The sequence below is a fragment of the Pararhodobacter aggregans genome, assembly GCF_003075525.1.
Taxonomy (GTDB): Bacteria; Pseudomonadota; Alphaproteobacteria; order Rhodobacterales; family Rhodobacteraceae; genus Pararhodobacter; species Pararhodobacter aggregans.
In genome coordinates this window covers 65,623-84,795 of record NZ_QDDR01000001.1, presented here as the reverse complement: position 1 = coordinate 84,795, position 19,173 = coordinate 65,623, and the positions used below count along the sequence as shown (strand labels likewise).

Genomic DNA, 19,173 nt, shown 5'->3' with positions numbered 1-19,173 from the left:
TTACCTCAGATACACTTGAAATAGTCGAAGGGTTCCAAGCAGTCGCGGCATCGGTACGCCGCCTTGCAGGGGGTGGAGCCGAAGCGGCTGACCATCTCGGTCTGGGTCGAGCCGCAGCGCGGGCATTCGACCGCCGCATTCTCGCCGGTCAGCCGGGCGATGCGCCCGGCCAGCACGCCATCCGCCGCCGTGCCGTCGATCGGCGGCGCGATGCCATAGGCTTTCAAGGCGTTGCGGGCGGCGGGGGCGATCCAGTCGGTGGTCCAGGGCGGCGAAAGCTGGCGCTTGAGGCGCAGGTCGGTGACCCCCTCCTCGGCCAGCCGCTTCTCGATCTCCAGGTTGATGACGCTGGTCGCCGGGCAGCCGGAATAGGTCGGCGTCACCGTCACCACCAGCGTCTCGCCCTCCCAGGCGACGTCGCGGATGATCCCGAGGTCGGTCAGGCTGATGACCGGGATCTCGGGGTCCGGGACCTCGCCCAGCCAGGACCAGACCTGTTCCAGCGCCGGTCTCACCACTTGGCGTCCGGATAGGCGCGCTGCAGCCATTGCATCGTGGTCAGCAGATGCCCCATGTGCTCGGAATGCCGCCCCTGCTTGCCGCCCTTATGCGCGAAGTCGGAGGCCGGGCGCACCAGCGTCGCCTCACCCAGCACCGTGTCAATGGTCCGGTCCCACTCGGCCCGCAGGCTCTCGGGCGTGGGCATGATCCCCGCCGCCGCCAGCCGCTCATCGACCGCATCGCCCAGGAACATCTCGCCGGCATAGCCCCAGAGCGCGTCCAGCGCGCCCTGCATCCGCCGGTGGCTTTCCTCGGTCCCGTCGCCCAGCCGGATCACCAGATCGGCCGAGCGCTCCAGGTGATAGGCCACCTCCTTGCCCGCCTTCTGCGCGATGGCGGCGATGCGGGCATCGGTGGACCCCTCCAGCGCCTTCAGAAGCGGAAGGTGATACGCATCGAACAGGAACTGCCGCATCAGGGTCACGCCGAAATCGCCATTCGGACGCTCGACCAGCAGAAGGTTGTGAAAGTCCCAGGCGTCGCGGCGGAAGGCCAGCGCATCGGCATCGCGTCCGCGCCCCTCGACCTCGCCCGCCAGCCCCAGCCAGAGCTGGGTCTGCCCGATCAGATCGAGCGCCATATTGGCCAGCGCGATGTCCTCCTCCAGGATCGGCGCGTGGCCGCACCATTCGGACACGCGATGCCCCAGAATCAAGGTGGTATCGCCCAGTCTTGTCAGCCCGGTGAAGAGGTCATGCTCGGCCGAGCCCGCCGCCAGCGGCGCCCGCCCCTCGCCCTTCGAGGCCGCGGCCAGAGCCGCCGCATCCGGGGTCATGACGTCAGACAATGAGGGGGCCATCACATATGCCCCACTTCATCGGGAATGTCGTAAAATGTCGGGTGCCGGTAGACCTTGTCATTGGCCGGCTCGAAGAGCGGCCCCTTCTCGGACGGGCTCGAGGCGGTGATCTGCGCGGAGGGCACCACCCAGATGCTGACCCCCTCGTTGCGCCGCGTATAGACGTCGCGGGCATGGCGGATGGCCAGCTCGGCGTCGGGTGCGTGCAGGCTGCCGACGTGACGGTGGTTGAGGCCGTGCTGACCCCGGATGAAGACTTCCCAAAGCGGCCATTCGCTGGACATGGCTAAAGCCCTTTCATTCTGCTGAAAATACGCTGCGGGGGGTGCGGGGGGTGCAAAACCCCCCGCTTACTCCGCCGCCACCCGCCGCGCGGCCGATTTGCGCGCATGCGCCATCAGCCCCTCGCGGAACCATTCGCCGTCGCGCCAGGCCTTCTGGCGGGCCTCCATCCGGTCGGTGTTGCAGGGGCCGTTGCCCTTCAACACCTCGTAGAACTCGGACCAATCGGGCTCGGAGAAATCCCAGCCGCCCTTCTCGTCGTTCCAGACCAGGTTCTCGTCGGGGATCGTCAGCCCGAGGTATTGCGCCTGAGGCACCGTCTGGTCGACGAATTTCTGCCGCAGCTCGTCATTGGTGTTGATCTTGATCCGCCAGGCCATCGACTGCGTGGAATGGATCGACTCCTTGTCGGAGGGCCCGAACATCATCAGCGCCGGATACCAGAAGCGGTTCAGCGCGTCCTGCGCCATCGCCTTCTGCTCGGCGGTGCCGGTCGCCATGGCCCGCATCAGGTCGTAACCCTGCCGCTGGTGAAAGCTCTCTTCCTTGCAGATGCGGATCATGGCGCGGGAATAGGGCCCGAACGAGGTCCGTTGCAGCGGCACCTGATTCATGATCGCCGCGCCATCGACCAGCCAGCCGACCGCGCCGATATCGGCCCAGGTCAGCGTCGGATAGTTGAAGATGGAGGAATATTTCATCCGCCCGTTGAGCAACTGCTCGGTCAGGTCGTCGCGGCTGACACCCAGCGTCTCGGCGGCGCAATACAGATAGAGGCCATGCCCCGCCTCGTCCTGCACCTTGGCCAGTAGGATCGCCTTGCGCTCAAGCGTCGGCGCGCGGGTGATCCAGTTGCCCTCGGGCAGCTGACCGACGATTTCCGAATGCGCGTGCTGGCCGATCTGGCGGATCAGCGTCTTGCGATAGGCCTCGGGCATCCATTCCTTGGGCTCGATCTTCTCGCCCGCGTCGATCCGGGCCTGGAAGGCGGCCAGCAGTTCGGGATCGTCGGTGCTCGCCTCGGATTTCACCATCTGTGCATACATGACAGCCTCCTGGGTTCAGGTTTTGCGGACGTTCAGAGTTCTGTGAGGATCAAGGGGATGCCCGGCGCGAAAGCCGCACCACCCGATGGGCCAGCGCAATGCGTCGCAGATGAAGGTCTCGGACATCAGCTCCCCCCAATTCGCCGACCGTTCGGTCACTGTATAAGCCCTGACGTGTCACAAATCAACGAATTTATGGCTCTGGTTTGTGACAGATCAGGCCGTTTGCCGCAGCCCTCCGCCAATCCCTTGCCCCGCCTCGGAAATCCCCGCCGGCGCCGCGGCAGGCAAAAGCCCCTGCGCCCCTTCGAACCGCGCGCCGATATGCGAATCGGCCGCGGGTGACAGCGCCCGGTAGAGCCGGTGGAACAGCGCCCGCGCCGCCTGCCCGGGCCAGTCGGCGGGCAGCGCCGCCAGCGGCAAGCGGGGATCGCGCAACAGGGCCTGACGCCAGGAATGGACCAGCAGCAGCCGTGCCGCCAAGGCCTCGGCCCCCGAGGCGGGCGCGGCGCCCTCCAGCGCGCCGAAACGCTCGACAAAGGCGCGATAGGCCGCGGCATGGGGTGCAAGGTCCCAGGATTGCGCGGCGAATTCGGCCAGCAGCGGGCCTTCGGGCTCGGCCTCGAACGACAGGCATCCTTTCGGCACCGGCCCCCGCGCCGGACCGACCGCCAGCAGCGGCCGCAGACGCGCATAGCCCCGCCGCTCAAGCCCGGCCATCAGCGCCTCGCCGCCCGTTTCGGGCAGATGCACGAAACGCCAGCGGCCCGGGCCTTCCTCGGCCGGGCCATAGATGATGCGCGCCGCGGCCTCGTATTCGGCCAGCGCCGCCTCGGACAGGCGGTAGAAACTGCGCCGCCCGCGCCGCCAGCCCTCCAGCTGCCCGGCCGCGACCAGCCGCGAGACGGCGGTGCGCACCAGCGTTTCCGAGATCCCGACGGTGGCGCAGGTCTCGATGATCGTGCCGATCCAGACCTCGCCGCCCCGGGGCACCACCGCATCACCGTAAAGCGTGACGATGAAGGCGGCGGCGCGCAGCGGCAGCGCCTCGGCAATCTGGGTCAATCGGGGGGCGAAACGGGGATCCGGCATGTCCCCATCCTGCCACGCGCCGCCGCCCGTGGCGAGAGGGGCAGAGCCTTGCACAAGTTCACCATCCATGCGACGCCTCGGAACCCGACCGCGCGAGGCCCCGATGTCCGAGCCCCAGACCCCCTACCGCCCCGGCCTGACAAGCTGGGCCGAAGTCGTCGCGCTCGGCGTGATCTGGGGGGCGGGGTTCCTGGCCGTCCGCATTGCGCTGGAGGGGATCGCGCCCGCCTGGGTGGCGACCGGCCGGGTGAGCGTGGCGGCGCTGACGCTGGCGCTGCTGCTGGCGGTGCTCAGGATCCCGCTGCCACCCTTGTCCGAACGCCGGATCTGGGCGCATGTCGCGGGCTTTGCCTTCTTCTCGAACGCGCTGCCCTTCATGCTGATGGCCTGGGCCCAGCAGCATGTGCAATCCAGCTTCGTCGGCGTGACCATGGCGCTGGTGCCGCTGTTCACGCTGGTGCTGGCGCATGTCTTCCTGCCGGATGAGAAACTGACCCTGCCCCGCATCGCCGGTTTCGCTTTGGGGCTGGTCGGCGTCGTCATGCTGATCGGGACCGAGGGCGTGTCGCTGGGCGAGGGCGCGCCGCAGGTGCTGCCGCGGCTGGCCTGCGTGGCGGTGACGCTGTGCTATGCCATCGGCTCGATCATCGCCCGGCGCAGCCCGCGGGTCGATCCCATCGCCTATACCGCCGCGTCTGTCATCATGGCCTGCGCGGCGATGCTGCCGCTGACCCTGACGCTGGAGGGGCTGCCTGCCTGGCCCGGGCTGCGCCCGGCGCTGGCGCTGGGCTATGTCGGGCTGCTGCCCACCGCGCTGGCCTCGCTCTTGATGGTGCATGTGATCCGCACGGCGGGGCCGACCTTCCTGACGCAGACCAATTATCAGGTGCCGGTCTGGTCGGTGATCTTCGGCATGCTGATCCTGTCCGAACCGCTGCCGCCGCAATTCCTGCTGGCGCTGGGGCTGATCCTGGGCGGGCTGGCCATCAGCCGCCTGGCCCTGCGGCGCTAGAACGCGAGACGCCCGCCTTGAAGGGCGGGCGCAGGCGAGCGGGGTGGGCGGGCGGGAGCGAGCCTGCGCCCGCTCCCCCTTTGCTCAGTTCCAGCAGGAGACGAGGACCGTCAGGTCACCCGACATCCGCGTCAGCATCTCGGCCGAAACCGGCGAGGCATTGCGGCTGACGCTGGGCCGGGTCCCGGCGCCGGTCAGCACCGACTGGATGGCCTCGCTGCTGACGGCGAAGTTCACGTCGTCGGGCAGGATGCGGCCGGGGGTCTCGGGGCGGGGCAGCAGCATGCCCATGACGGCGCCGTTCGGGTCGAAGACCGGACCACCGGTATCGCCCGGCTCGGCCGCCAGCGTCAGGCGGCGCAGCTCGGCCTCGCCGTTCAGACCGGTCATCTCGCTCAGGCTGCCGAAGCTGACGATCGGCCGGGTCAGCGTGTCCTGATAGCTGAAGCCCGAGACGCGGATCTCGCTGCCCGGCGCGGGCGAGGCGGCGGCGAATTGCGCGAAGGCCAGGGGCACCAGCGGATCCTCGGGCGTCAGCACCGCGACGCCCAGCGCCTCGTCCACCGCGGCGACGCGGGCGCGATACGCCTCGTCGATGGTCACGCGGTCGCACATCGCCACGGCCTCGGCGGTGGTCACGACCGTGCCGGTCGAATCCACGAAGAAGCCCGAGCGCGAGCGTTCAGGGCGGCGCACTTCCAGCCCCGAGACCAGATCGCGGCGGGCGACGGTCGAGGCGGTGGCCCCGGCGCTCGACGGCAGGACACCGGCGATCGGACGGAAGCTGTCGCGCATCGTCGCCATGATGACCTCGGCGTCGGCATCGGCCGAGGGCCCCCAGAGCAGGATCCAGCCCTTGATCTGGCCGTCGTTCAGCCGGGCCTCGACATGGGCGCGCTGCGTGGCGCTGCGGCCGTCGATGGTAAAGCTGGTGCGGCTGCGGTCACGCTCGCCTTCCAGCGGGATCACTTCCAGCGTCTGCAGGATCTCGTAGAGCCCGTAGAAGGTGCTCTGCGTGCCTTCCTGGCTGATGAGCAGCACGCGCATGCCGCTGTCGTTGATCGAGCGGAAATGCGCGAAGGGGGTCTCGTGATGGTCGAATTCCACCATGCCCAGCGGCAGGGTGATCTCGATCCCGGCGGCCTCGTCGCGGAACGGGCCGAAGGCATAGCGGGCCACGGCCGATTCATAGCCGCGGATCAGCGTCGCCCGGGCGCGGGTCGACAGGAAGCCGGTGGGCTCGAAATTGTTGGCGCGCTGCCAGTTCTGGATCGCGCCGCGGGTGCCGGGCCCGAACGCGGCATCAATGCCGCCGCGGTAGAAGCCGTACCATTGCAGCGCCACCTGGATCTCGGCCCGCTCGTCGCGGCTGAGCTGAGCCTCCAGACGCCGGGCCTCGGCCAGGGGTTCATCCGGCAGATCGGCCAGCGCGGGCTGCGCCGGGGCGGCGGGGGTCGCGATGACCTCGGGCTCGGCGGGCGCGGGCTCGGGCGCGACGATGGGCTCGGTGACCGGCGTCTCGGCCGTGGGCACCTCGATCACCGGCGCCGGCGTCTGGGCCGCGTCCCGCCCTGCCGCCGTCACCGGGGCGCTGGGAGCCTGACCGCCGACCGGCCAGAACTGCTGGCCATAGATCGTGTTGTCGGTGACGTAGCTGTCCTCGCGGATCTCACGCGCGGCGATCAGCTCGCTGCGGCGGGCCTCGGCGGCGTCGGCCGTCGCGAAGGGACCGACCGCCAGCGCGTACCAGCCGCCGGCGATGCGGAAACCCGCGATCTGGCCGATGCGCTGTTCGTAGCGGGTGGCGAATTCCTCGGCGGTCCTGAGCGTGGCGTGGGCCTCGATCTGCACCCAATGGGTTGCCTGGGCGAGGGCGGCAACCGGGGCGAAAACAATCGCCAGCAGGGCTGCAAAAATGGCTTTGGCTAGTCGGTCGGTCACGGTCGTTCCAAATCTCGTTTGATCGTGTTGATTCCGGCGACCCTAGCAGGGTCGTCAAGCATATACCGATAAAAAATAGGTTAGGTCAGGCCTCCGGGCCCCGCCCGTGTCATTTTTTCCGCGATGGGCGCCGCCGGGCTTTCGGGGCTGCCGTTGACCCCGACAGGCCCTGCGCCTATTGAGGCGCTGAACCCGTCCAGCCGAGGTCCGCCGATGTCCGCCCGCGCCGAGAACAGCCCCGTCAGGCCCCGCAGCTTTCAGGAGGTGATCCTGCGCCTTCAGGCCTATTGGGCCGCGAAGGGCTGCGCCATCCTGCAGCCCTATGACATGGAAGTGGGCGCCGGAACCTTCCACCCGGCGACGACGCTGCGCTCGCTCGGCTCGCAGCCCTGGGCCGCGGCCTATGTCCAGCCCTCGCGCCGCCCGACCGACGGCCGCTATGGCGAGAACCCGAACCGGCTGCAGCACTATTATCAATACCAGGTCCTCATCAAGCCAAGCCCGCCCGATCTGCAGGAGCTGTATCTCGGCTCGCTCGACGCGATCGGCATCGACACGTCGCTGCATGACATCCGCTTTGTCGAGGACGATTGGGAATCCCCCACCCTCGGCGCCTGGGGTCTGGGCTGGGAGGTCTGGTGCGACGGCATGGAAGTGTCGCAATTCACCTATTTCCAGCAGGTCGGCGGCCATGATTGCCGCCCCGTCTCGGGCGAGCTGACCTACGGGCTGGAACGTCTGGCGATGTATGTGCTGGGCATCGACCATGTCATGGACATGCCCTTCAACGACCCTGGGTCGCCGATCCCGCTGACCTATGGCGACATCTTCCGCCAGACCGAGCAGGAATACTCGCGCCACAATTTCGACGGCGCGACGACCGAGATGCTGCTGCGGCATTTCGAGGATGCCGAAGCCGAATGCGAGAAACTGCTGGCCTTCGAGCCGCAGGACCCCAACAGCGGCAAGCGCATCGTCATGGCCCATCCGGCCTATGACCAATGCATCAAGGCCAGCCATCTGTTCAACCTGCTGGACGCGCGCGGCGTGATCTCGGTCACCGAGCGCCAAGCCTATATCGGCCGGGTCCGGGCGCTGGCCAAGAAATGCGCCGACGCCTTCGTCACCACCACGGCCGGTGGCTGGGTGCCCGAAAGCGCCGCATCATGACCGGCCGCATCGCCGCGATCATGATCGTTGTCTGCGCCGCCGTCGCGGGCATCGCCATGTATTACCTGCAGGTCTACGGCTATTATGACGAACTGGAGCCGCAGATCGGCTATCAGGTCGCCACGCCCGACGGCGGCACCGCCCGGCTGGAGATCGCCGATTTCCAGGGCATCGACAGCACGTCCTCGCCCCTGCGGTATCGCGCCTGCTTCCAGATCATCGGCGGCCTGCCGGAACTGGTCGACCGGCCGCATACCGAACCCCTGAACGCCCCCGGCTGGTTCGACTGCTTCAACGCCGCCGAGATCGGCGAGGATCTGACCACCGGCCAGGCCCGCGCCGTGATGGTCGAGGAAAACGCGCCCTGGGGCTTTGACCGCGTGATGGCGCTTTATCCCGACGGGCGCGCCTATGTCTGGCCGCAGATCAACCATTGCGGCGAAAAGGCCTTCGACGGCGATCCGGTGCCGGCCGATTGCCCGCCCCCGCCCGCGCAATAACCTCGCGACTTAACAGAGTTTCCGCCATGCCCGACGTCCTGATCGAACTCTTCTCCGAGGAAATCCCCGCCCGGATGCAGACCCGCGCCGCCGAGGATCTGCGCAAGCTGGTGACGGACGGTCTGGTCGAGGCCGGGCTCAGCTATGCCCATGCCCGCGCCTTCTCGACGCCGCGCCGTCTGGTGCTGGCGCTGGAAGGGCTCAGCGCCGAAAGCCCGACCCTGCGGGAGGACCGCAAGGGCCCGAAAGTCGGCGCCCCGCAGCAGGCTTTGGACGGCTTCCTGCGTTCGACCGGGCTGACGATGGAGCAACTCCACGTCCATGAGGACAAGAAAGGCGCCTTCTACGTCGCGCATTTCCAGAAACCCGGGCGCCCGGCGGCGGCGATCCTGGCCGAGGTGCTGGAAAAGACCATCCGCAGCTTCCCCTGGCCCAAGTCGATGCGCTGGGGCTCGGGCGCTTTGCGCTGGGTGCGGCCGCTGCATTCGATCATCGCCCTGATGGTGACCGAGGCCGGCGCCGAGGTCGTGCCTCTCGATATCGACGGCATCACCGCCGGCAACACCACCCGCGGCCACCGCTTCATGGCGCCCGGCGCCTTCACCGTCTCCTCCTTCGAGGATTACGCGGCCAAGCTGAAACGCGCCTTCGTGGTGCTGGACGCGGCCGAACGCGCCGACATGATCGAGCATGAGGTGAAGAACCGCGCCTTCGCGCTGGGGCTGGAGCCCATCGAGGACAAGGGCCTGCTGGCCGAGGTCGCGGGGCTGGTCGAATGGCCGGTGGTGCTGATGGGCGAGATCGGGGCCGAGTTCCTGGACCTTCCGCCCGAGGTGCTGCAAACTTCGATGCGCGAGCACCAGAAATTCTTCTCGCTGAAGGATGCCTCGGGGCGGATCGTGCGCTTCGTCACGGTCGCGAACCGCGAAACGGCCGACAACGGCGCCACGATCCTGAAGGGCAACCAGAAGGTGCTGACCGCGCGGCTGTCGGACGCCAAGTTCTTCTGGGAAAACGACCTGCGGGTCGTGCGGAACGAGGGCCTGACCGGCATGGCCGAGGGGCTGGCCAACGTCACCTTCCACAACAAGCTCGGCTCGCAGAAGGCCCGGATCGACCGGATTGCCGCCCTGGCGCGCGAGATCGCGCCGCTGGTCGGCGCCTCGCCCGATCTGGCTGAGGAAGCGGCGCGGGTGGCGAAGGCCGACCTGCGCTCGTCCATGGTCGGCGAATTCCCGGAGTTGCAGGGCACGATGGGGGTCTATTACGCCAAGGCGGCAGGCCTGCCCGAGGCTGTGGCCAACGCCTGCAAGGCGCATTACCAGCCTCTGGGGCCGTCTGACGAGGTGCCCTCCGAGCCGGTGTCCGTGGCCGTGGCGCTGGCCGACAAGATCGACACGCTGACCGGCTTCTGGGCGATTGACGAGAAACCCACCGGGTCGAAAGACCCGTTTGCGCTGCGGCGGGCGGCGTTGGGGGTTATTCGGTTGGTGTTGGAGCGAGACGCAAGCCTTCCGCTGACGAGCAATCTCGCAAACCATATCTTCCTGCATCGCACTGGGCAAACGCTTGCCAGCATTGAAGCAATGCAAGCAGAATACGACCGCGTTCTTTCCGACAGCAATCGGATCCACGCAGAAGCGGAACGCGGTCTTGTTGAGCAGTTCCCCGCTGCCGCAGAGGCCGCAATGGTCGCGAAGAAAGGTGATTTGGTGCGGATGAAAGATCACAACGATCTGCTCCTTGCCGAAGTCAGCGAAGCAGTAGTTCGTGCCGCCGACCTCCTCGCCTTCTTCCACGACCGCCTGAAAGTCTTCCTCAAGGATCAGGGCATCCGCCACGACGTGATCGACGCCTGCCTCGCCATGCCCGGCAACGACGACCTTACGTTGCTGGTCAAGCGGGCCGAGGCGCTCAGCGCCTTCCTGAAAACCGACGACGGCGAGAACCTGTTGCAGGGCTTCAAGCGGGCCAACAACATCCTGACCCAGGCCGAGGCCAAGGACGGGGTGGAATATTCCTTCGGGGCCGAAGCGAAATTCGCCGAGACGGACGAGGAACGCGCCCTCTTCGCCGCGCTCGACCAGGCCGAGGCGCAGATCGCCCCGGCGATGGCGGCCGAGGATTTCGCCGCCGCCATGTCGGCGATGGCCGCGCTGCGCGCCCCCATCGACGCGTTCTTCACCGCGGTGCAGATCAACACCGACAACCAGATCGTCCGCCGCAACCGGCTGAACCTCTTGCACCGCATCCGCACGACCTGCGCCGGCGTGGCGGATCTGACGAAGTTGGAGGGGTGAGCGGCAGGGGTGGGATGAAATCCCACCCTACAGCGGTGCGTGCAAGCACGCACCCTACCGCACAGGCCGCCCCTCGTAGGGTGCGTGCTCGCACGCACCATCCGCGACTTTGCACGCTCCGTCCCCCGTCGCGTCTCCCGCGATTAGGGCAGCGCCCGTGCCGCCGGGGTGGGCGAGAAGCGCCCGCCCCGGGGGGGCGGTGCGGGCGCTGCCCGGCGTGCCGCCGGGCGGGCCCTTCTCCGCGGGCACGAAATGCCACAACGCCCTGTAGGGTGGGATTTCATCCCCCCGAACCGGCGCGACGAAAAAGGGGCCCGAAGGCCCCTTTTCTCATCGCCGCTTGATCGCCTGACCGGCCCCGTACCCCTGCGCGAAGGCTGCGACGACGGCGGCCAGCGGGTTGGGCGCGGGCGGCGGCGGGGGAACCGCGCGGGGGCGCAAGGCCACCGCCAGGATCACGGCGCCGACGAAGAACAGCCCGCCCCCCATCGCCGCCGCGGTGCCCACCGGCCCCAGCAGCGGCCAGATCGCCAGCCAGAGCGCGCGCAGCAACAGCACCGCCCCCGCGCCCATCAGCACGAGGGCCAGCGCGCCGAAGACGCTGCGCAGGGCCAGCCGCCGCGCCACGATCAGCGCCGCGCCGCCAGCGCGCCCACCAGGAAGCCGATCGCCGCGGCACCCGCCACGGTGCCCGCCGGATGCTCGCGCACCAGCTCCTCGGCGCCCGAGGTCGCCTGCTCGGCCAGGCTGCGCAGGTTCTGCGCCTGCTGGGCGCCGGTCTCGCGCAGCCCCTCGGTCGCGCCGAGGAAGCCGTTGGCGGCGGCTTGCGCCGTGCCGACAACGCCATTCGCCGCGGCCTGCGCGGTTTCGGTCGCGCGCTGCGACAGGCTGCGTTCCTGTGCCTGCGCGAAGGCGCGCAGTTCTTTCGTCAGGTTGCCCAGATCCGCCTTCAGCGCGTCGAAATCGCGCTTCAGATCGGCGGTGCTCGGTTGCGTTGCGCGGGCCATCATCATCTCCTCGACTGGGTGGAAGGGAATTTATCTCTCGCCCAGACAACGCCCCGCCCCCGGCCCCGGTTCCCGCAATTATTTCGGGAACCATCCGCGACGGACTCCGGTTGACCCTGCGAAGGCCGAGCAATCACGCCGGCCCCCAATCGCAGAAGGAGACCTGCCATGCTTGGATGGGCCCTGACTTTTCTTGTCATCGCCATCATCGCCGCCGTCTTCGGTTTCGGTGGTATCGCCGCGGCTTCGGCCGGGATCGCCAAGATCCTGTTCTTCGTGTTCCTGGCCCTGTTCGTCATCGCGCTTCTGGCGCGGGCGCTGCGCGGCAGCCCCCCGGTCTGACCGACCTGACCCGGCCCCTTTGACCCGGGCGGCGCCGCCCTTCCCGCGCCGCCCGGTGTCCGGCTGACCCCCACAGAACAAGGAGAATTGCCATGAAAGACCTGCGAACCGTCACCCCCGGCGCCGTCAAGGTGAAGACCGGCGTCGAGGCCCCCGAAGCCGTCGCCGAGAAACTCGCCGAGATCCTGAGCGGCACCTATGACCTCTTGATCCGCACGCATGAGGTGCATTGGAACATCGAAGGTCCGATGTTCTACGGCGTCCACATGCTGACCGAGACGCAATACGGCGAACTCTTCGCCGCCACCGACGAGCTGGCCGAGCGGATCCGCGCCCTGGGCCATCTGGCCCCCGCGACGCCGGGCGCCCTGCTCGACACCGATGCCAAGGGCACCAAGGCCAAGGCCGGTGCCGCCGCCATGATCACCGCGCTGAAGGACCGCCACGAGGCGCTGTCGCGCGCCTGCCACGAGGGGATCACCCTGGCCGAGGACAGCGGCGATCCGGTGACCGCCGACATGCTGACGGCCCGGTCCGCCGCGCATGAGAAAGCGGCCTGGATGCTGCGCTCGATGGCCGCGGGCTGATCCGGGCCCCCTGACCGGCCCTGCCCGTCCGGCCTGGCCCCGCGCTCCCCGGGCGCGGGGTCTTTTCGTCCCTGCCCCGGGGCCGGGCCAGCAACCGAAAAAGGCGGCGCCCCGAAGGACGCCGCCCAGGCGAGGGAACCGTGAAATGTCCTCAGACGCGCAGCGTCTCGGTCGAGGAGAAGAACATCGCCTGGCTCACGGCCGAGCGGACCTGCTCTTCGGTATAGGGTTTGGTGATGACGAAGGCCGGTTCGGGCCGTTCGCCGGTCAGCAGGCGTTCGGGGAAGGCGGTGATGAAGATCACCGGCACGTCGCCCGCGCTTTTCAGGATCTCGTTGACCGCCTCGATCCCCGAGGAGCCGTCGGCCAGCTGGATGTCCGACAGGATCAGGTCGGGACGCTCGCGGCCGAACAGATCGACGGCGGCGCGGTGGGTGGGCGCCACGCCGGTGATCCGGTGGCCCATGTCGGCGACGATGGATTGCAGATCGAGGGCGATGATCGCCTCGTCCTCGATGATAAGCACCCGTCCGGCGACGCTGTCCTCCATGTCGCGCAGCGCGATGCGGTAAAGCTCGTTCACCTCATCAGGGGTGGTGTCCATGATGATGGCGATCTCGTCATCGGTGAATTCCTCGATGGTCCTGAGCAGCAGGACCTCGCGCGTGTTCGGCGCCAGACGCGCCAGATGGCGCTGCGCCCGGGCGGTGATCCCGTCCTCGGCCCCTTCGGTCAGGGCGCCCGAGGACGACCAGATGGCGTGGAACGCCTTGAACAGCGCGACCTTGTGGGAATAGTCGCCGTCAAAGACCGACCGGTCGAGCAGCAGCGCCTCCAGAGTGGTCGCCGCGTACCGGTCACCGGTCGCCTGGCTTCCACTCAGCGCCCGGGCATAGCGGCGCAGGAAGGGCAGCAGATCGGCGACGATGACGGACAGGAACTGTTCCTTCTGGGCAGTCGGCATTTTTTTTCAGTCCTTTTCGCGAAATTCTTGGAACCAAACGCGCTGTGTGGTGTTTGGTTCCGAACGTCTGTGAAAAATCTGCAAGTGGAAGGCGCGTTGCCTGAGAAGCCCATGCACAATGAACAACCATCGAGCGCCCTGGAAGACCAGATCGCGGACAACCTTCGGCGCGCCTTCCAGGAACGCGCCAGCGAGAAGGTGCCTGACCGCTTTCTCGATCTGCTCCGCCAGTTGAGGACCCAGGACGAGACACATCATGACAGCTGACCCTGCCGTCAGTCAGGACCCGCGGGACGAGCTTGTCACGCATCTGGGTCCGATGCGCGCCTTTGCGCTGTCGCTCACCCGAAACGGCGCGGAAGCGGACGATCTGGTGCAGGAATCCCTGGTGAAGGCCTGGAAGAACATCGAGAGTTTCCAGTCCGGCACCAACATGCAGGCCTGGCTCTTTACCATCCTGCGCAACACCTTCTATTCCATCCGCCGGAAACGCTCGCGCGAGGTGGCCGACCCCGACGGCATCGTCGCCGGGCAGATGTCGGTCAAGCCCGCGCATGACGGGCGGCTGCAACTGGCCGAGTTCCTCGACGCCTTTGCCCAGCTGCCGGTCGAACAGCGCGAAGCGCTGGCGCTGGTCGGCGCCTCGGGCTTTTCCTACGAGGAAGCGGCCAATATGTGCGGCGTCGCGGTCGGCACGATCAAGAGCCGCGCCAACCGTGGCCGGGCCAGGCTGGTAGAACTGCTGCATCCGGGCGAGACCGGCTATGCTGACATGACCGACCGTGTGACGGCGGCCATCGTCAATGCCGGCGCGCAGGGACGCCTCTCGGCGTGAGCGGCGGGTCGTGGTGGCCGTTCCGCGGGCTCGCGGCCCGGGTGGCGGGGACTCTGGCCATCGCGCTGATGCCGATCGGGGCCATTGCCGTCTATCAGGCGGTGCAGATCGGCGCGGATGAACAACGCCGCGTCGAGGCTGCGCTGCTGACCTCGACCGCCGAAGCGGCGGCGGGCGAGGCCCTGGCCATCTCGGCCGCGGGGGGCGCGGTGGCGACGCTGGCGGCGCATGTCGCGGCCGATGGCGGCGCGGCGGACGGCTGTTCGGAGATGTTCGTCAACGTGGTCCGCGCCACGCCGCAATTCTCCTTCGCCGGCTATGCCGATGCCGACGGGATCCTGCGCTGCGCCTCGGCCGATGTCGGGCGCGACATGACCGAGGGTCTGCTCTATCCGGTCATCAACCGTGACCGTCAGCCGGTGGTCATGGCCTCGGGCTTCGGCGCGATCAGCGGCACCTCGGTGATCGTCTCGGCGGCGCCGGTGCAGATCAACGGCGCTTACGCGGGCTTCGTCCTGGTGTCGGTCCCGCATTCGCGCATCTTCGGCATTCCCGGCAGCTCGACCCTTGAGGCCAATCTCGACGTGCTGACCTTCAACGCCGAGGGCGAGGTCCTGTCGACCGGCGGCGATTTCGGCGATGTCGCCGAGATGGTGCCGGTCGGGCGTACCCTGCCGTCGCTGGTCACCAACCGGCAGTATTCCTTCAGCGGCCGCACCGCCTCGGGCGAGCAGCGGATCTTTGCCGTGGTGCCGATCATCCCCGGCGTGGTGCATGCGCTGGGCAGCTGGCCACGGCCGACGCTGGGCTGGACGCGCCTGTCGCCCATCCTGTTCCCGGTGCTGATGCTGATGGTCGGGCTGGTGGTGGCGATGGGCGCGGTCAATGCGCTGGTCATCCGCCACATCCGCCACCTGCGGCGCAACATGACCGAATTCTCCACCTCGCGCCGGATCGAGACGCTGGCCCCGAGCGGCCGCCTGTCGCAGGAACTGGCCGAGATCGACGAGGTCTGGACCGACCTGGCCAACCGGCTGGTCCAGGACGAGGCCGAACTGGAGAACATGGTCCACGAGAAGAACGTGCTGCTGAAGGAGGTACACCACCGGGTGAAGAACAACCTTCAGCTCATCGCCTCGATCGTGAACCTGAAGATCCGCCGCGCCTCCACGCCCGAGGCCCGCCGCACCCTGAAAGAGGTGCAGATGCGGGTCATGTCCATCGCCTCGGTGCACCGCGCGCTCTATTCCGGGCCGACCAGCGGTCAGGTGGCGGCGGACGAGCTGCTGAATTCGGTCATCGCCTCGACCATCTCGGCCGGGCTGACCGATGACCGGCTGATCACCATCAACCAGAGCTACGCGCCGGTCCAGCTCTATCCCGACCAGGCGGTGCCGCTGCTCCTGATGGCCTCGGAGGCGGTGACCAACGCGCTCAAATACATGGGGCGGCTGGAGAATGGCGAGGCGACGCTCGACATCGCCCTGACCGCCGAGGGCCTGAACGCGAGCGGCCAGAACACCGCCGTGCTGCGCATCGCCAACACCCGGGGCACCCCCTTCCTGGCGCCCGATCAGGTCTCGGGCTCGGGGCTGGGGCGGTCGCTGATCGCGGGCTTCGCCACGCAGATCGGCGGCACGGTGGTCACCGATGTCAGCGAGGATTGGTACGATTTCCGCCTGACCTTCGAAGCGGACACCTTCAACCCCCAGTCCCAGGACGCGAATCTGCACGATGTCGAGGCCGAGGGCAGCGCGCCGAAACCGGCCGGGTAAGCAGCGGACGACACGGAAAAAGGGCCGCGCGGCGATCAACCGCGCGGCCCTTTTCGTTGCGGGAAAGGCCAGGCGCGGCCGCCCTCAGACCAGCAGGCGGTGGGGTTCCTGCCTGGCATGGGCCATGGCGTCGTTCCACAGCGATTGCACCCACAGCACCAGCGGGATGGCGACGATGCCGCCGATCGGCCCCCAGAGCCACAACCACAGCGTCAGCGACAGGAAGACCAGCAAGGGATCGAGCCGCATGCGCTGGCCGATCACCATCGGCGTGACGAATTGCGCCTCCATCAGGTTGATGCCCAGATAGATCAGCATCGGCGCCACCGCCGCCACCCCGTCGAAAGCCACCGTCCCGGCCAGCAGCAGCATCGCCGCGGTCACCGCCGGCCCCAGGTAGATGACGAAATTCGCCATCCCCGCCACCACGCCCCAGACCGGCGCGCCGGGCAGTCCATAGGCGGCCAGCGCCAGCCCTACCGCCGTGGCCAGCGCGACGTTTATCAGCGTCACCGCGCCGAAATAGCTGGCGACGCGCGCCTCGGCCCGGCGGAAATCGCCCGGCCGGAAGCCCGCGATCTGCGCCCAGTCATAGACCCGGTCCTTGCCCATCAGGAAGAAGAACAGCCCGCCCAGGAAGATCAGGATCTGCGCCCCCAGCGCCGGCGCCATCCAGGCCGCATCGGCCAGCGACGGCAGCGCCGCCGCCGCGCCCTCGGCGGCGCTGCCCCCCGAACCGGCCCCGGCCTCGGGGGCGATCGCCTCGATCACCTCGCGCTGCGCGTCGATCAGCCCGCTGAGGCTGTAGCGCACATCCAGCATGGCCGAGCGCAGCTCGCGCGCGACCCGCGGCCAGGCGTCGACGATCTCGACCACCCAGGGCTGCAGCGTCAGCACGATGGCCGCGACGAAACCCAGCGTCAGCAGCAGCGTGATCGTGGCCGCGATCGAGGGGCGCAGACCGAGGCGTTTTTGCACATTCATGATCGGCGTCAGCACCAGCGCGGTGACGAAAGCCAGCACCAAGGGCGCCATCACCGCCTCGGCCACTTTCAGGGCCCAGGCGAGGGCCAGCACGGCGAGGACCGTCTCGGGCCAGCGGTTGCGCAGAAATTCCGTCATGGTCCGGACCTCGGGGTTAAGGATTGGCGGGGGTTAAGGATTGGCGGGCTGATGGGGCCAGGAAAAAAGAGAGAGGAGAATCGCCAGCATATACGAAAGACGGGGCCCCGAAGGGCCCCGCGCAAGGTCGGTGATAGACCGGATTACATTTCGACTTCCGGCATGGCCTCGAGCTCGGCCTGGGTGCGGGCCACGACGACATGTTCCACGTCGCCTTCCGCATCCACCGCGACCCGCAGGTCATCGGCCGTCAGGGCCACCGGCTTTTCACCGATGCCGAGGAAGCCGCCGACGTCGATCACGAAGCGCTCTTCGTTGCCTTCGGCGTCAGCCGGGAGCACGGCGCTGATTTCGCCGACCCATTCGGCATTCGCGTCATAGGCACGCGCACCGATCAGCGTGTCGAGTTCAGCAACCGAGGCCACATCGACCAGCGTTTCACCCTCGTCGGTCAGATCGCTCGACGCGGTGGCCGCGGGATCGGCATCGCCCATCGGCATGGTGCTTTCGCCCGAAGCGGTGGCCGAGGAATCACCCATCGGCATGGTCGTGTCGCCCGAGGCGGTGGCCGAGGAATCGCCCATCGGCAGGGTCGTGTCGCCCGAGGCCGTGGCCGAGGCATCGCCCATCGGCATGGTCGAACCGCTCTCCATCGTGGCATCGGCCTGGGCCGAGGCATCGGCATCAGCGCAATCGGCGCCCGCCGCACAGGCTTGGGTGTTGGCGCTGCCGGTCGCATCGGCGGTCGCGCCGCCGGTCGCATCGGTCACGGCGCTGGTGGCGCCATCGACGGTGCCGCCCACGGTGGCCGATTGCGCATAGACCGCGGTCGAACCGGCGGTCACCGCCAGGGCCAGCATGAACGGGAAGAGTTTTTTCGGTTGCATCTGCATCGTCATCTCCTGTCGTTGTGACGCTTGGTGCGTCTCTGGGAGGAAAACGTCCCGCGGCAGGTTCGGTTCCGATTTTTTATCGCGACGGGGCAAAAAATCGGCAGAATATTTTTTTGAAATCAAATACTTGTTGCGACAATGCCGGAAGGGCGCGACCCCGCAAAGGGGGCCGCGCCCGGACCGGATTCCGGGTCCTGCAGGCTCTGGGATCAGCGCATGACGCCGATCACGCGCATGTCGGAACGGTCGACCAGCACGGTGTCGCCGTTGATGTTCAGATAGGCGACGTTCTGGTTGTCGGGCACTTCATAGATCGTCACATCCGCCGGCACCTGAGCGCCGACCACCGCTTCGCCCGACAGGAAGACCGGCTGCACGGGGTTGTTGCGCACATAGACCTCGACCTCGGGGTCGACCGAGGCATTGGCCGCGATCCCGGTCGCCATGCCACCGGCGATGGCGCCGATCGGGCCGGCGATCAGCGCGCCCGCCACGGCGCCGATGCCGCCGGCGATCAGCGTCGCCTCGTCACGGGGGCTGGTGTCCTCGATCACCGTCACGGTCTGCGAGGTGACCTGCGCCAGCGGCTTCCGCTCGCCCGCTTCGTCGAACATCAGATAGGGCGCATAGGCCCAGCCGGTGCCCGAAGCGGTCTGCACTTCGCACCATTCCTGCGTGGCGAGGCAGCCGTCGACGGTGACGCTCTCGCCGTTCTGGATGACACTCAGGATGCGGAACTCGGGCCCCGGGCCCGCGCGCAGGTTCAGGTCGGCCGAGGCGGCGGCAGTCGCCGCGGCGGCGCCCATGGACGAGGCGGCAAGGGCGGCAACCGATACGGTGGCGAGGGTCAGCATCTTGGCATTCATGGTCTTCTCCAACTTCCTTGGGCGGGTCGCTTTCGCCCGCCGGTCTGGCAGGGAAACCCCCCAGCCCGGCCCCGGTTCC

The 19,173-nt window shown here is 68.0% G+C and carries 21 protein-coding genes; 9 read left to right on the top strand and 12 right to left on the bottom strand.

Translation table 11 applies throughout. From position 1 onward, the window contains the following. Positions 1 to 5 precede the first annotated feature (5 nt). The 5 genes from paaD to DDE23_RS00420 form a co-directional block, all read right to left on the bottom strand. Entirely contained in the window at positions 6 to 548 is a 543-nt protein-coding gene (gene paaD, locus DDE23_RS00440) for a 1,2-phenylacetyl-CoA epoxidase subunit PaaD (protein ID WP_107754577.1), read from the bottom strand. Next, positions 512 to 1,231 carry a 1,2-phenylacetyl-CoA epoxidase subunit PaaC gene (paaC, locus tag DDE23_RS00435; RefSeq protein WP_420330156.1) on the bottom strand — a complete coding sequence of 240 codons (720 nt, stop codon included), beginning with the start codon at positions 1,229 to 1,231 and terminating at the stop codon, positions 512 to 514. Before paaC ends, paaD begins: the two co-directional genes overlap by 37 nt. A 128-nt stretch (positions 1,232 to 1,359) precedes the next feature. After that, positions 1,360 to 1,644: a 1,2-phenylacetyl-CoA epoxidase subunit PaaB gene (gene paaB / locus DDE23_RS00430; RefSeq protein WP_107754575.1), complete on the bottom strand. Its 285-nt coding sequence runs from the start codon at positions 1,642 to 1,644 to the stop codon at positions 1,360 to 1,362. Positions 1,645 to 1,710: 66 nt separating this feature from the next. Next, positions 1,711 to 2,688, bottom strand: coding sequence for a 1,2-phenylacetyl-CoA epoxidase subunit PaaA (gene paaA / locus DDE23_RS00425; protein ID WP_107754574.1), 978 nt, complete (start codon positions 2,686 to 2,688; stop codon positions 1,711 to 1,713). A gap of 216 nt (positions 2,689 to 2,904) precedes the next feature. Next, positions 2,905 to 3,780 (bottom strand): PaaX family transcriptional regulator C-terminal domain-containing protein, encoded by an 876-nt coding sequence (locus DDE23_RS00420; protein WP_107754573.1) that lies wholly within the window; start codon positions 3,778 to 3,780, stop codon positions 2,905 to 2,907. A gap of 103 nt (positions 3,781 to 3,883) precedes the next feature. Here DDE23_RS00420 and DDE23_RS00415 point away from each other — a divergent pair, with 103 nt between their 5' ends. Continuing rightward, positions 3,884 to 4,792 carry a DMT family transporter gene (locus DDE23_RS00415; RefSeq protein ID WP_107754572.1) on the top strand — a complete coding sequence of 303 codons (909 nt, stop codon included), beginning with the start codon at positions 3,884 to 3,886 and terminating at the stop codon, positions 4,790 to 4,792. A gap of 84 nt (positions 4,793 to 4,876) precedes the next feature. Here DDE23_RS00415 and DDE23_RS00410 read toward each other — a convergent pair whose 3' ends face one another. Then, complete coding sequence (locus DDE23_RS00410) at positions 4,877 to 6,733, bottom strand: trypsin-like peptidase domain-containing protein (protein WP_107754571.1); 1,857 nt, start codon at positions 6,731 to 6,733, stop codon at positions 4,877 to 4,879. 213 nt (positions 6,734 to 6,946) lie between these two features. Here DDE23_RS00410 and DDE23_RS00405 point away from each other — a divergent pair, with 213 nt between their 5' ends. Genes DDE23_RS00405 through glyS form a run of 3 tightly spaced genes read left to right on the top strand, consistent with a single transcriptional unit; the run spans position 6,947 to position 10,703 of the window. After that, positions 6,947 to 7,903, top strand: a complete 957-nt coding sequence (locus tag DDE23_RS00405; protein ID WP_107754570.1) for a glycine--tRNA ligase subunit alpha — start codon at positions 6,947 to 6,949, stop codon at positions 7,901 to 7,903. Further along, positions 7,900 to 8,403 (top strand): DUF6446 family protein, encoded by a 504-nt coding sequence (locus DDE23_RS00400; protein ID WP_107754569.1) that lies wholly within the window; start codon positions 7,900 to 7,902, stop codon positions 8,401 to 8,403. Before DDE23_RS00405 ends, DDE23_RS00400 begins: the two co-directional genes overlap by 4 nt. Before the next feature lie 26 nt (positions 8,404 to 8,429). Beyond that, the gene (gene glyS, locus DDE23_RS00395; RefSeq protein WP_107754568.1) at positions 8,430 to 10,703 is read left to right on the top strand and encodes a glycine--tRNA ligase subunit beta; all 2,274 of its coding nucleotides are present in this window, start codon (positions 8,430 to 8,432) and stop codon (positions 10,701 to 10,703) included. 330 nt (positions 10,704 to 11,033) lie between these two features. On the opposite strand, the gene DDE23_RS00390 is transcribed toward glyS, so the two are convergent. Together DDE23_RS00390 and DDE23_RS00385 are read right to left on the bottom strand one after the other, a co-directional pair. Continuing rightward, positions 11,034 to 11,330: a hypothetical protein gene (locus DDE23_RS00390; RefSeq protein ID WP_107754567.1), complete on the bottom strand. Its 297-nt coding sequence runs from the start codon at positions 11,328 to 11,330 to the stop codon at positions 11,034 to 11,036. 2 nt (positions 11,331 to 11,332) lie between these two features. Continuing rightward, the gene (locus DDE23_RS00385; protein ID WP_133239503.1) at positions 11,333 to 11,710 is read right to left on the bottom strand and encodes a DUF883 C-terminal domain-containing protein; all 378 of its coding nucleotides are present in this window, start codon (positions 11,708 to 11,710) and stop codon (positions 11,333 to 11,335) included. A gap of 168 nt (positions 11,711 to 11,878) precedes the next feature. Between DDE23_RS00385 and DDE23_RS00380 the strand changes: the two genes are divergently transcribed. Together DDE23_RS00380 and DDE23_RS00375 are read left to right on the top strand one after the other, a co-directional pair. After that, positions 11,879 to 12,052 (top strand): DUF1328 domain-containing protein, encoded by a 174-nt coding sequence (locus tag DDE23_RS00380; protein ID WP_107754565.1) that lies wholly within the window; start codon positions 11,879 to 11,881, stop codon positions 12,050 to 12,052. A gap of 92 nt (positions 12,053 to 12,144) precedes the next feature. Further along, the gene (locus tag DDE23_RS00375) at positions 12,145 to 12,639 is read left to right on the top strand and encodes a Dps family protein (RefSeq protein ID WP_107754564.1); all 495 of its coding nucleotides are present in this window, start codon (positions 12,145 to 12,147) and stop codon (positions 12,637 to 12,639) included. A gap of 151 nt (positions 12,640 to 12,790) precedes the next feature. Here the strand turns inward: DDE23_RS00375 and DDE23_RS00370 are convergent, their stop codons facing one another. Continuing rightward, positions 12,791 to 13,603, bottom strand: a complete 813-nt coding sequence (locus DDE23_RS00370) for a response regulator (RefSeq protein ID WP_107754563.1) — start codon at positions 13,601 to 13,603, stop codon at positions 12,791 to 12,793. 111 nt (positions 13,604 to 13,714) lie between these two features. On the opposite strand from DDE23_RS00370, the gene DDE23_RS00365 reads away from it, so the two are divergent. Genes DDE23_RS00365 through DDE23_RS00355 form a run of 3 tightly spaced genes read left to right on the top strand, consistent with a single transcriptional unit; the run spans position 13,715 to position 16,213 of the window. Further along, entirely contained in the window at positions 13,715 to 13,870 is a 156-nt protein-coding gene (locus tag DDE23_RS00365; protein WP_107754562.1) for a NepR family anti-sigma factor, read from the top strand. Further along, on the top strand, positions 13,860 to 14,438 hold the full coding sequence (locus DDE23_RS00360; protein WP_107754561.1) for an RNA polymerase sigma factor: 579 nt from the start codon (positions 13,860 to 13,862) through the stop codon (positions 14,436 to 14,438). Before DDE23_RS00365 ends, DDE23_RS00360 begins: the two co-directional genes overlap by 11 nt. Further along, on the top strand, positions 14,435 to 16,213 hold the full coding sequence (locus DDE23_RS00355) for a sensor histidine kinase (protein ID WP_107754560.1): 1,779 nt from the start codon (positions 14,435 to 14,437) through the stop codon (positions 16,211 to 16,213). Before DDE23_RS00360 ends, DDE23_RS00355 begins: the two co-directional genes overlap by 4 nt. A gap of 84 nt (positions 16,214 to 16,297) precedes the next feature. Here DDE23_RS00355 and DDE23_RS00350 read toward each other — a convergent pair whose 3' ends face one another. The 3 genes from DDE23_RS00350 to DDE23_RS00340 form a co-directional block, all read right to left on the bottom strand. Further along, entirely contained in the window at positions 16,298 to 17,335 is a 1,038-nt protein-coding gene (locus DDE23_RS00350; RefSeq protein WP_107754559.1) for an AI-2E family transporter, read from the bottom strand. A gap of 143 nt (positions 17,336 to 17,478) precedes the next feature. Beyond that, the gene (locus DDE23_RS00345) at positions 17,479 to 18,228 is read right to left on the bottom strand and encodes a PRC-barrel domain-containing protein (RefSeq protein WP_157957941.1); all 750 of its coding nucleotides are present in this window, start codon (positions 18,226 to 18,228) and stop codon (positions 17,479 to 17,481) included. Positions 18,229 to 18,437: 209 nt separating this feature from the next. Beyond that, positions 18,438 to 19,094 carry a DUF1236 domain-containing protein gene (locus tag DDE23_RS00340; protein ID WP_107754557.1) on the bottom strand — a complete coding sequence of 219 codons (657 nt, stop codon included), beginning with the start codon at positions 19,092 to 19,094 and terminating at the stop codon, positions 18,438 to 18,440. Positions 19,095 to 19,173: the final 79 nt, after the last annotated feature.

Bases quoted from the DNA above. Each gene is read 5' to 3' on its own strand.
- paaD (WP_107754577.1), bottom strand. From the start codon at position 548: ATGGCTGCAGCGCGCCTATCCGGACGCCAAGTGGTGAGACCGGCGCTG.
- paaB (WP_107754575.1), bottom strand. From the start codon at position 1,644: ATGTCCAGCGAATGGCCGCTTTGGGAAGTCTTCATCCGGGGTCAGCAC.
- paaA (WP_107754574.1), bottom strand. From the start codon at position 2,688: ATGTATGCACAGATGGTGAAATCCGAGGCGAGCACCGACGATCCCGAA.
- DDE23_RS00420 (WP_107754573.1), bottom strand. From the start codon at position 3,780: ATGCCGGATCCCCGTTTCGCCCCCCGATTGACCCAGATTGCCGAGGCG.
- DDE23_RS00415 (WP_107754572.1), top strand. From the start codon at position 3,884: ATGTCCGAGCCCCAGACCCCCTACCGCCCCGGCCTGACAAGCTGGGCC.
- DDE23_RS00405 (WP_107754570.1), top strand. From the start codon at position 6,947: ATGTCCGCCCGCGCCGAGAACAGCCCCGTCAGGCCCCGCAGCTTTCAG.
- DDE23_RS00400 (WP_107754569.1), top strand. From the start codon at position 7,900: ATGACCGGCCGCATCGCCGCGATCATGATCGTTGTCTGCGCCGCCGTC.
- glyS (WP_107754568.1), top strand. From the start codon at position 8,430: ATGCCCGACGTCCTGATCGAACTCTTCTCCGAGGAAATCCCCGCCCGG.
- DDE23_RS00385 (WP_133239503.1), bottom strand. From the start codon at position 11,710: ATGGCCCGCGCAACGCAACCGAGCACCGCCGATCTGAAGCGCGATTTC.
- DDE23_RS00380 (WP_107754565.1), top strand. From the start codon at position 11,879: ATGCTTGGATGGGCCCTGACTTTTCTTGTCATCGCCATCATCGCCGCC.
- DDE23_RS00375 (WP_107754564.1), top strand. From the start codon at position 12,145: ATGAAAGACCTGCGAACCGTCACCCCCGGCGCCGTCAAGGTGAAGACC.
- DDE23_RS00370 (WP_107754563.1), bottom strand. From the start codon at position 13,603: ATGCCGACTGCCCAGAAGGAACAGTTCCTGTCCGTCATCGTCGCCGAT.
- DDE23_RS00365 (WP_107754562.1), top strand. From the start codon at position 13,715: ATGCACAATGAACAACCATCGAGCGCCCTGGAAGACCAGATCGCGGAC.
- DDE23_RS00360 (WP_107754561.1), top strand. From the start codon at position 13,860: ATGACAGCTGACCCTGCCGTCAGTCAGGACCCGCGGGACGAGCTTGTC.
- DDE23_RS00350 (WP_107754559.1), bottom strand. From the start codon at position 17,335: ATGACGGAATTTCTGCGCAACCGCTGGCCCGAGACGGTCCTCGCCGTG.
- DDE23_RS00345 (WP_157957941.1), bottom strand. From the start codon at position 18,228: ATGCAGATGCAACCGAAAAAACTCTTCCCGTTCATGCTGGCCCTGGCG.
- DDE23_RS00340 (WP_107754557.1), bottom strand. From the start codon at position 19,094: ATGAATGCCAAGATGCTGACCCTCGCCACCGTATCGGTTGCCGCCCTT.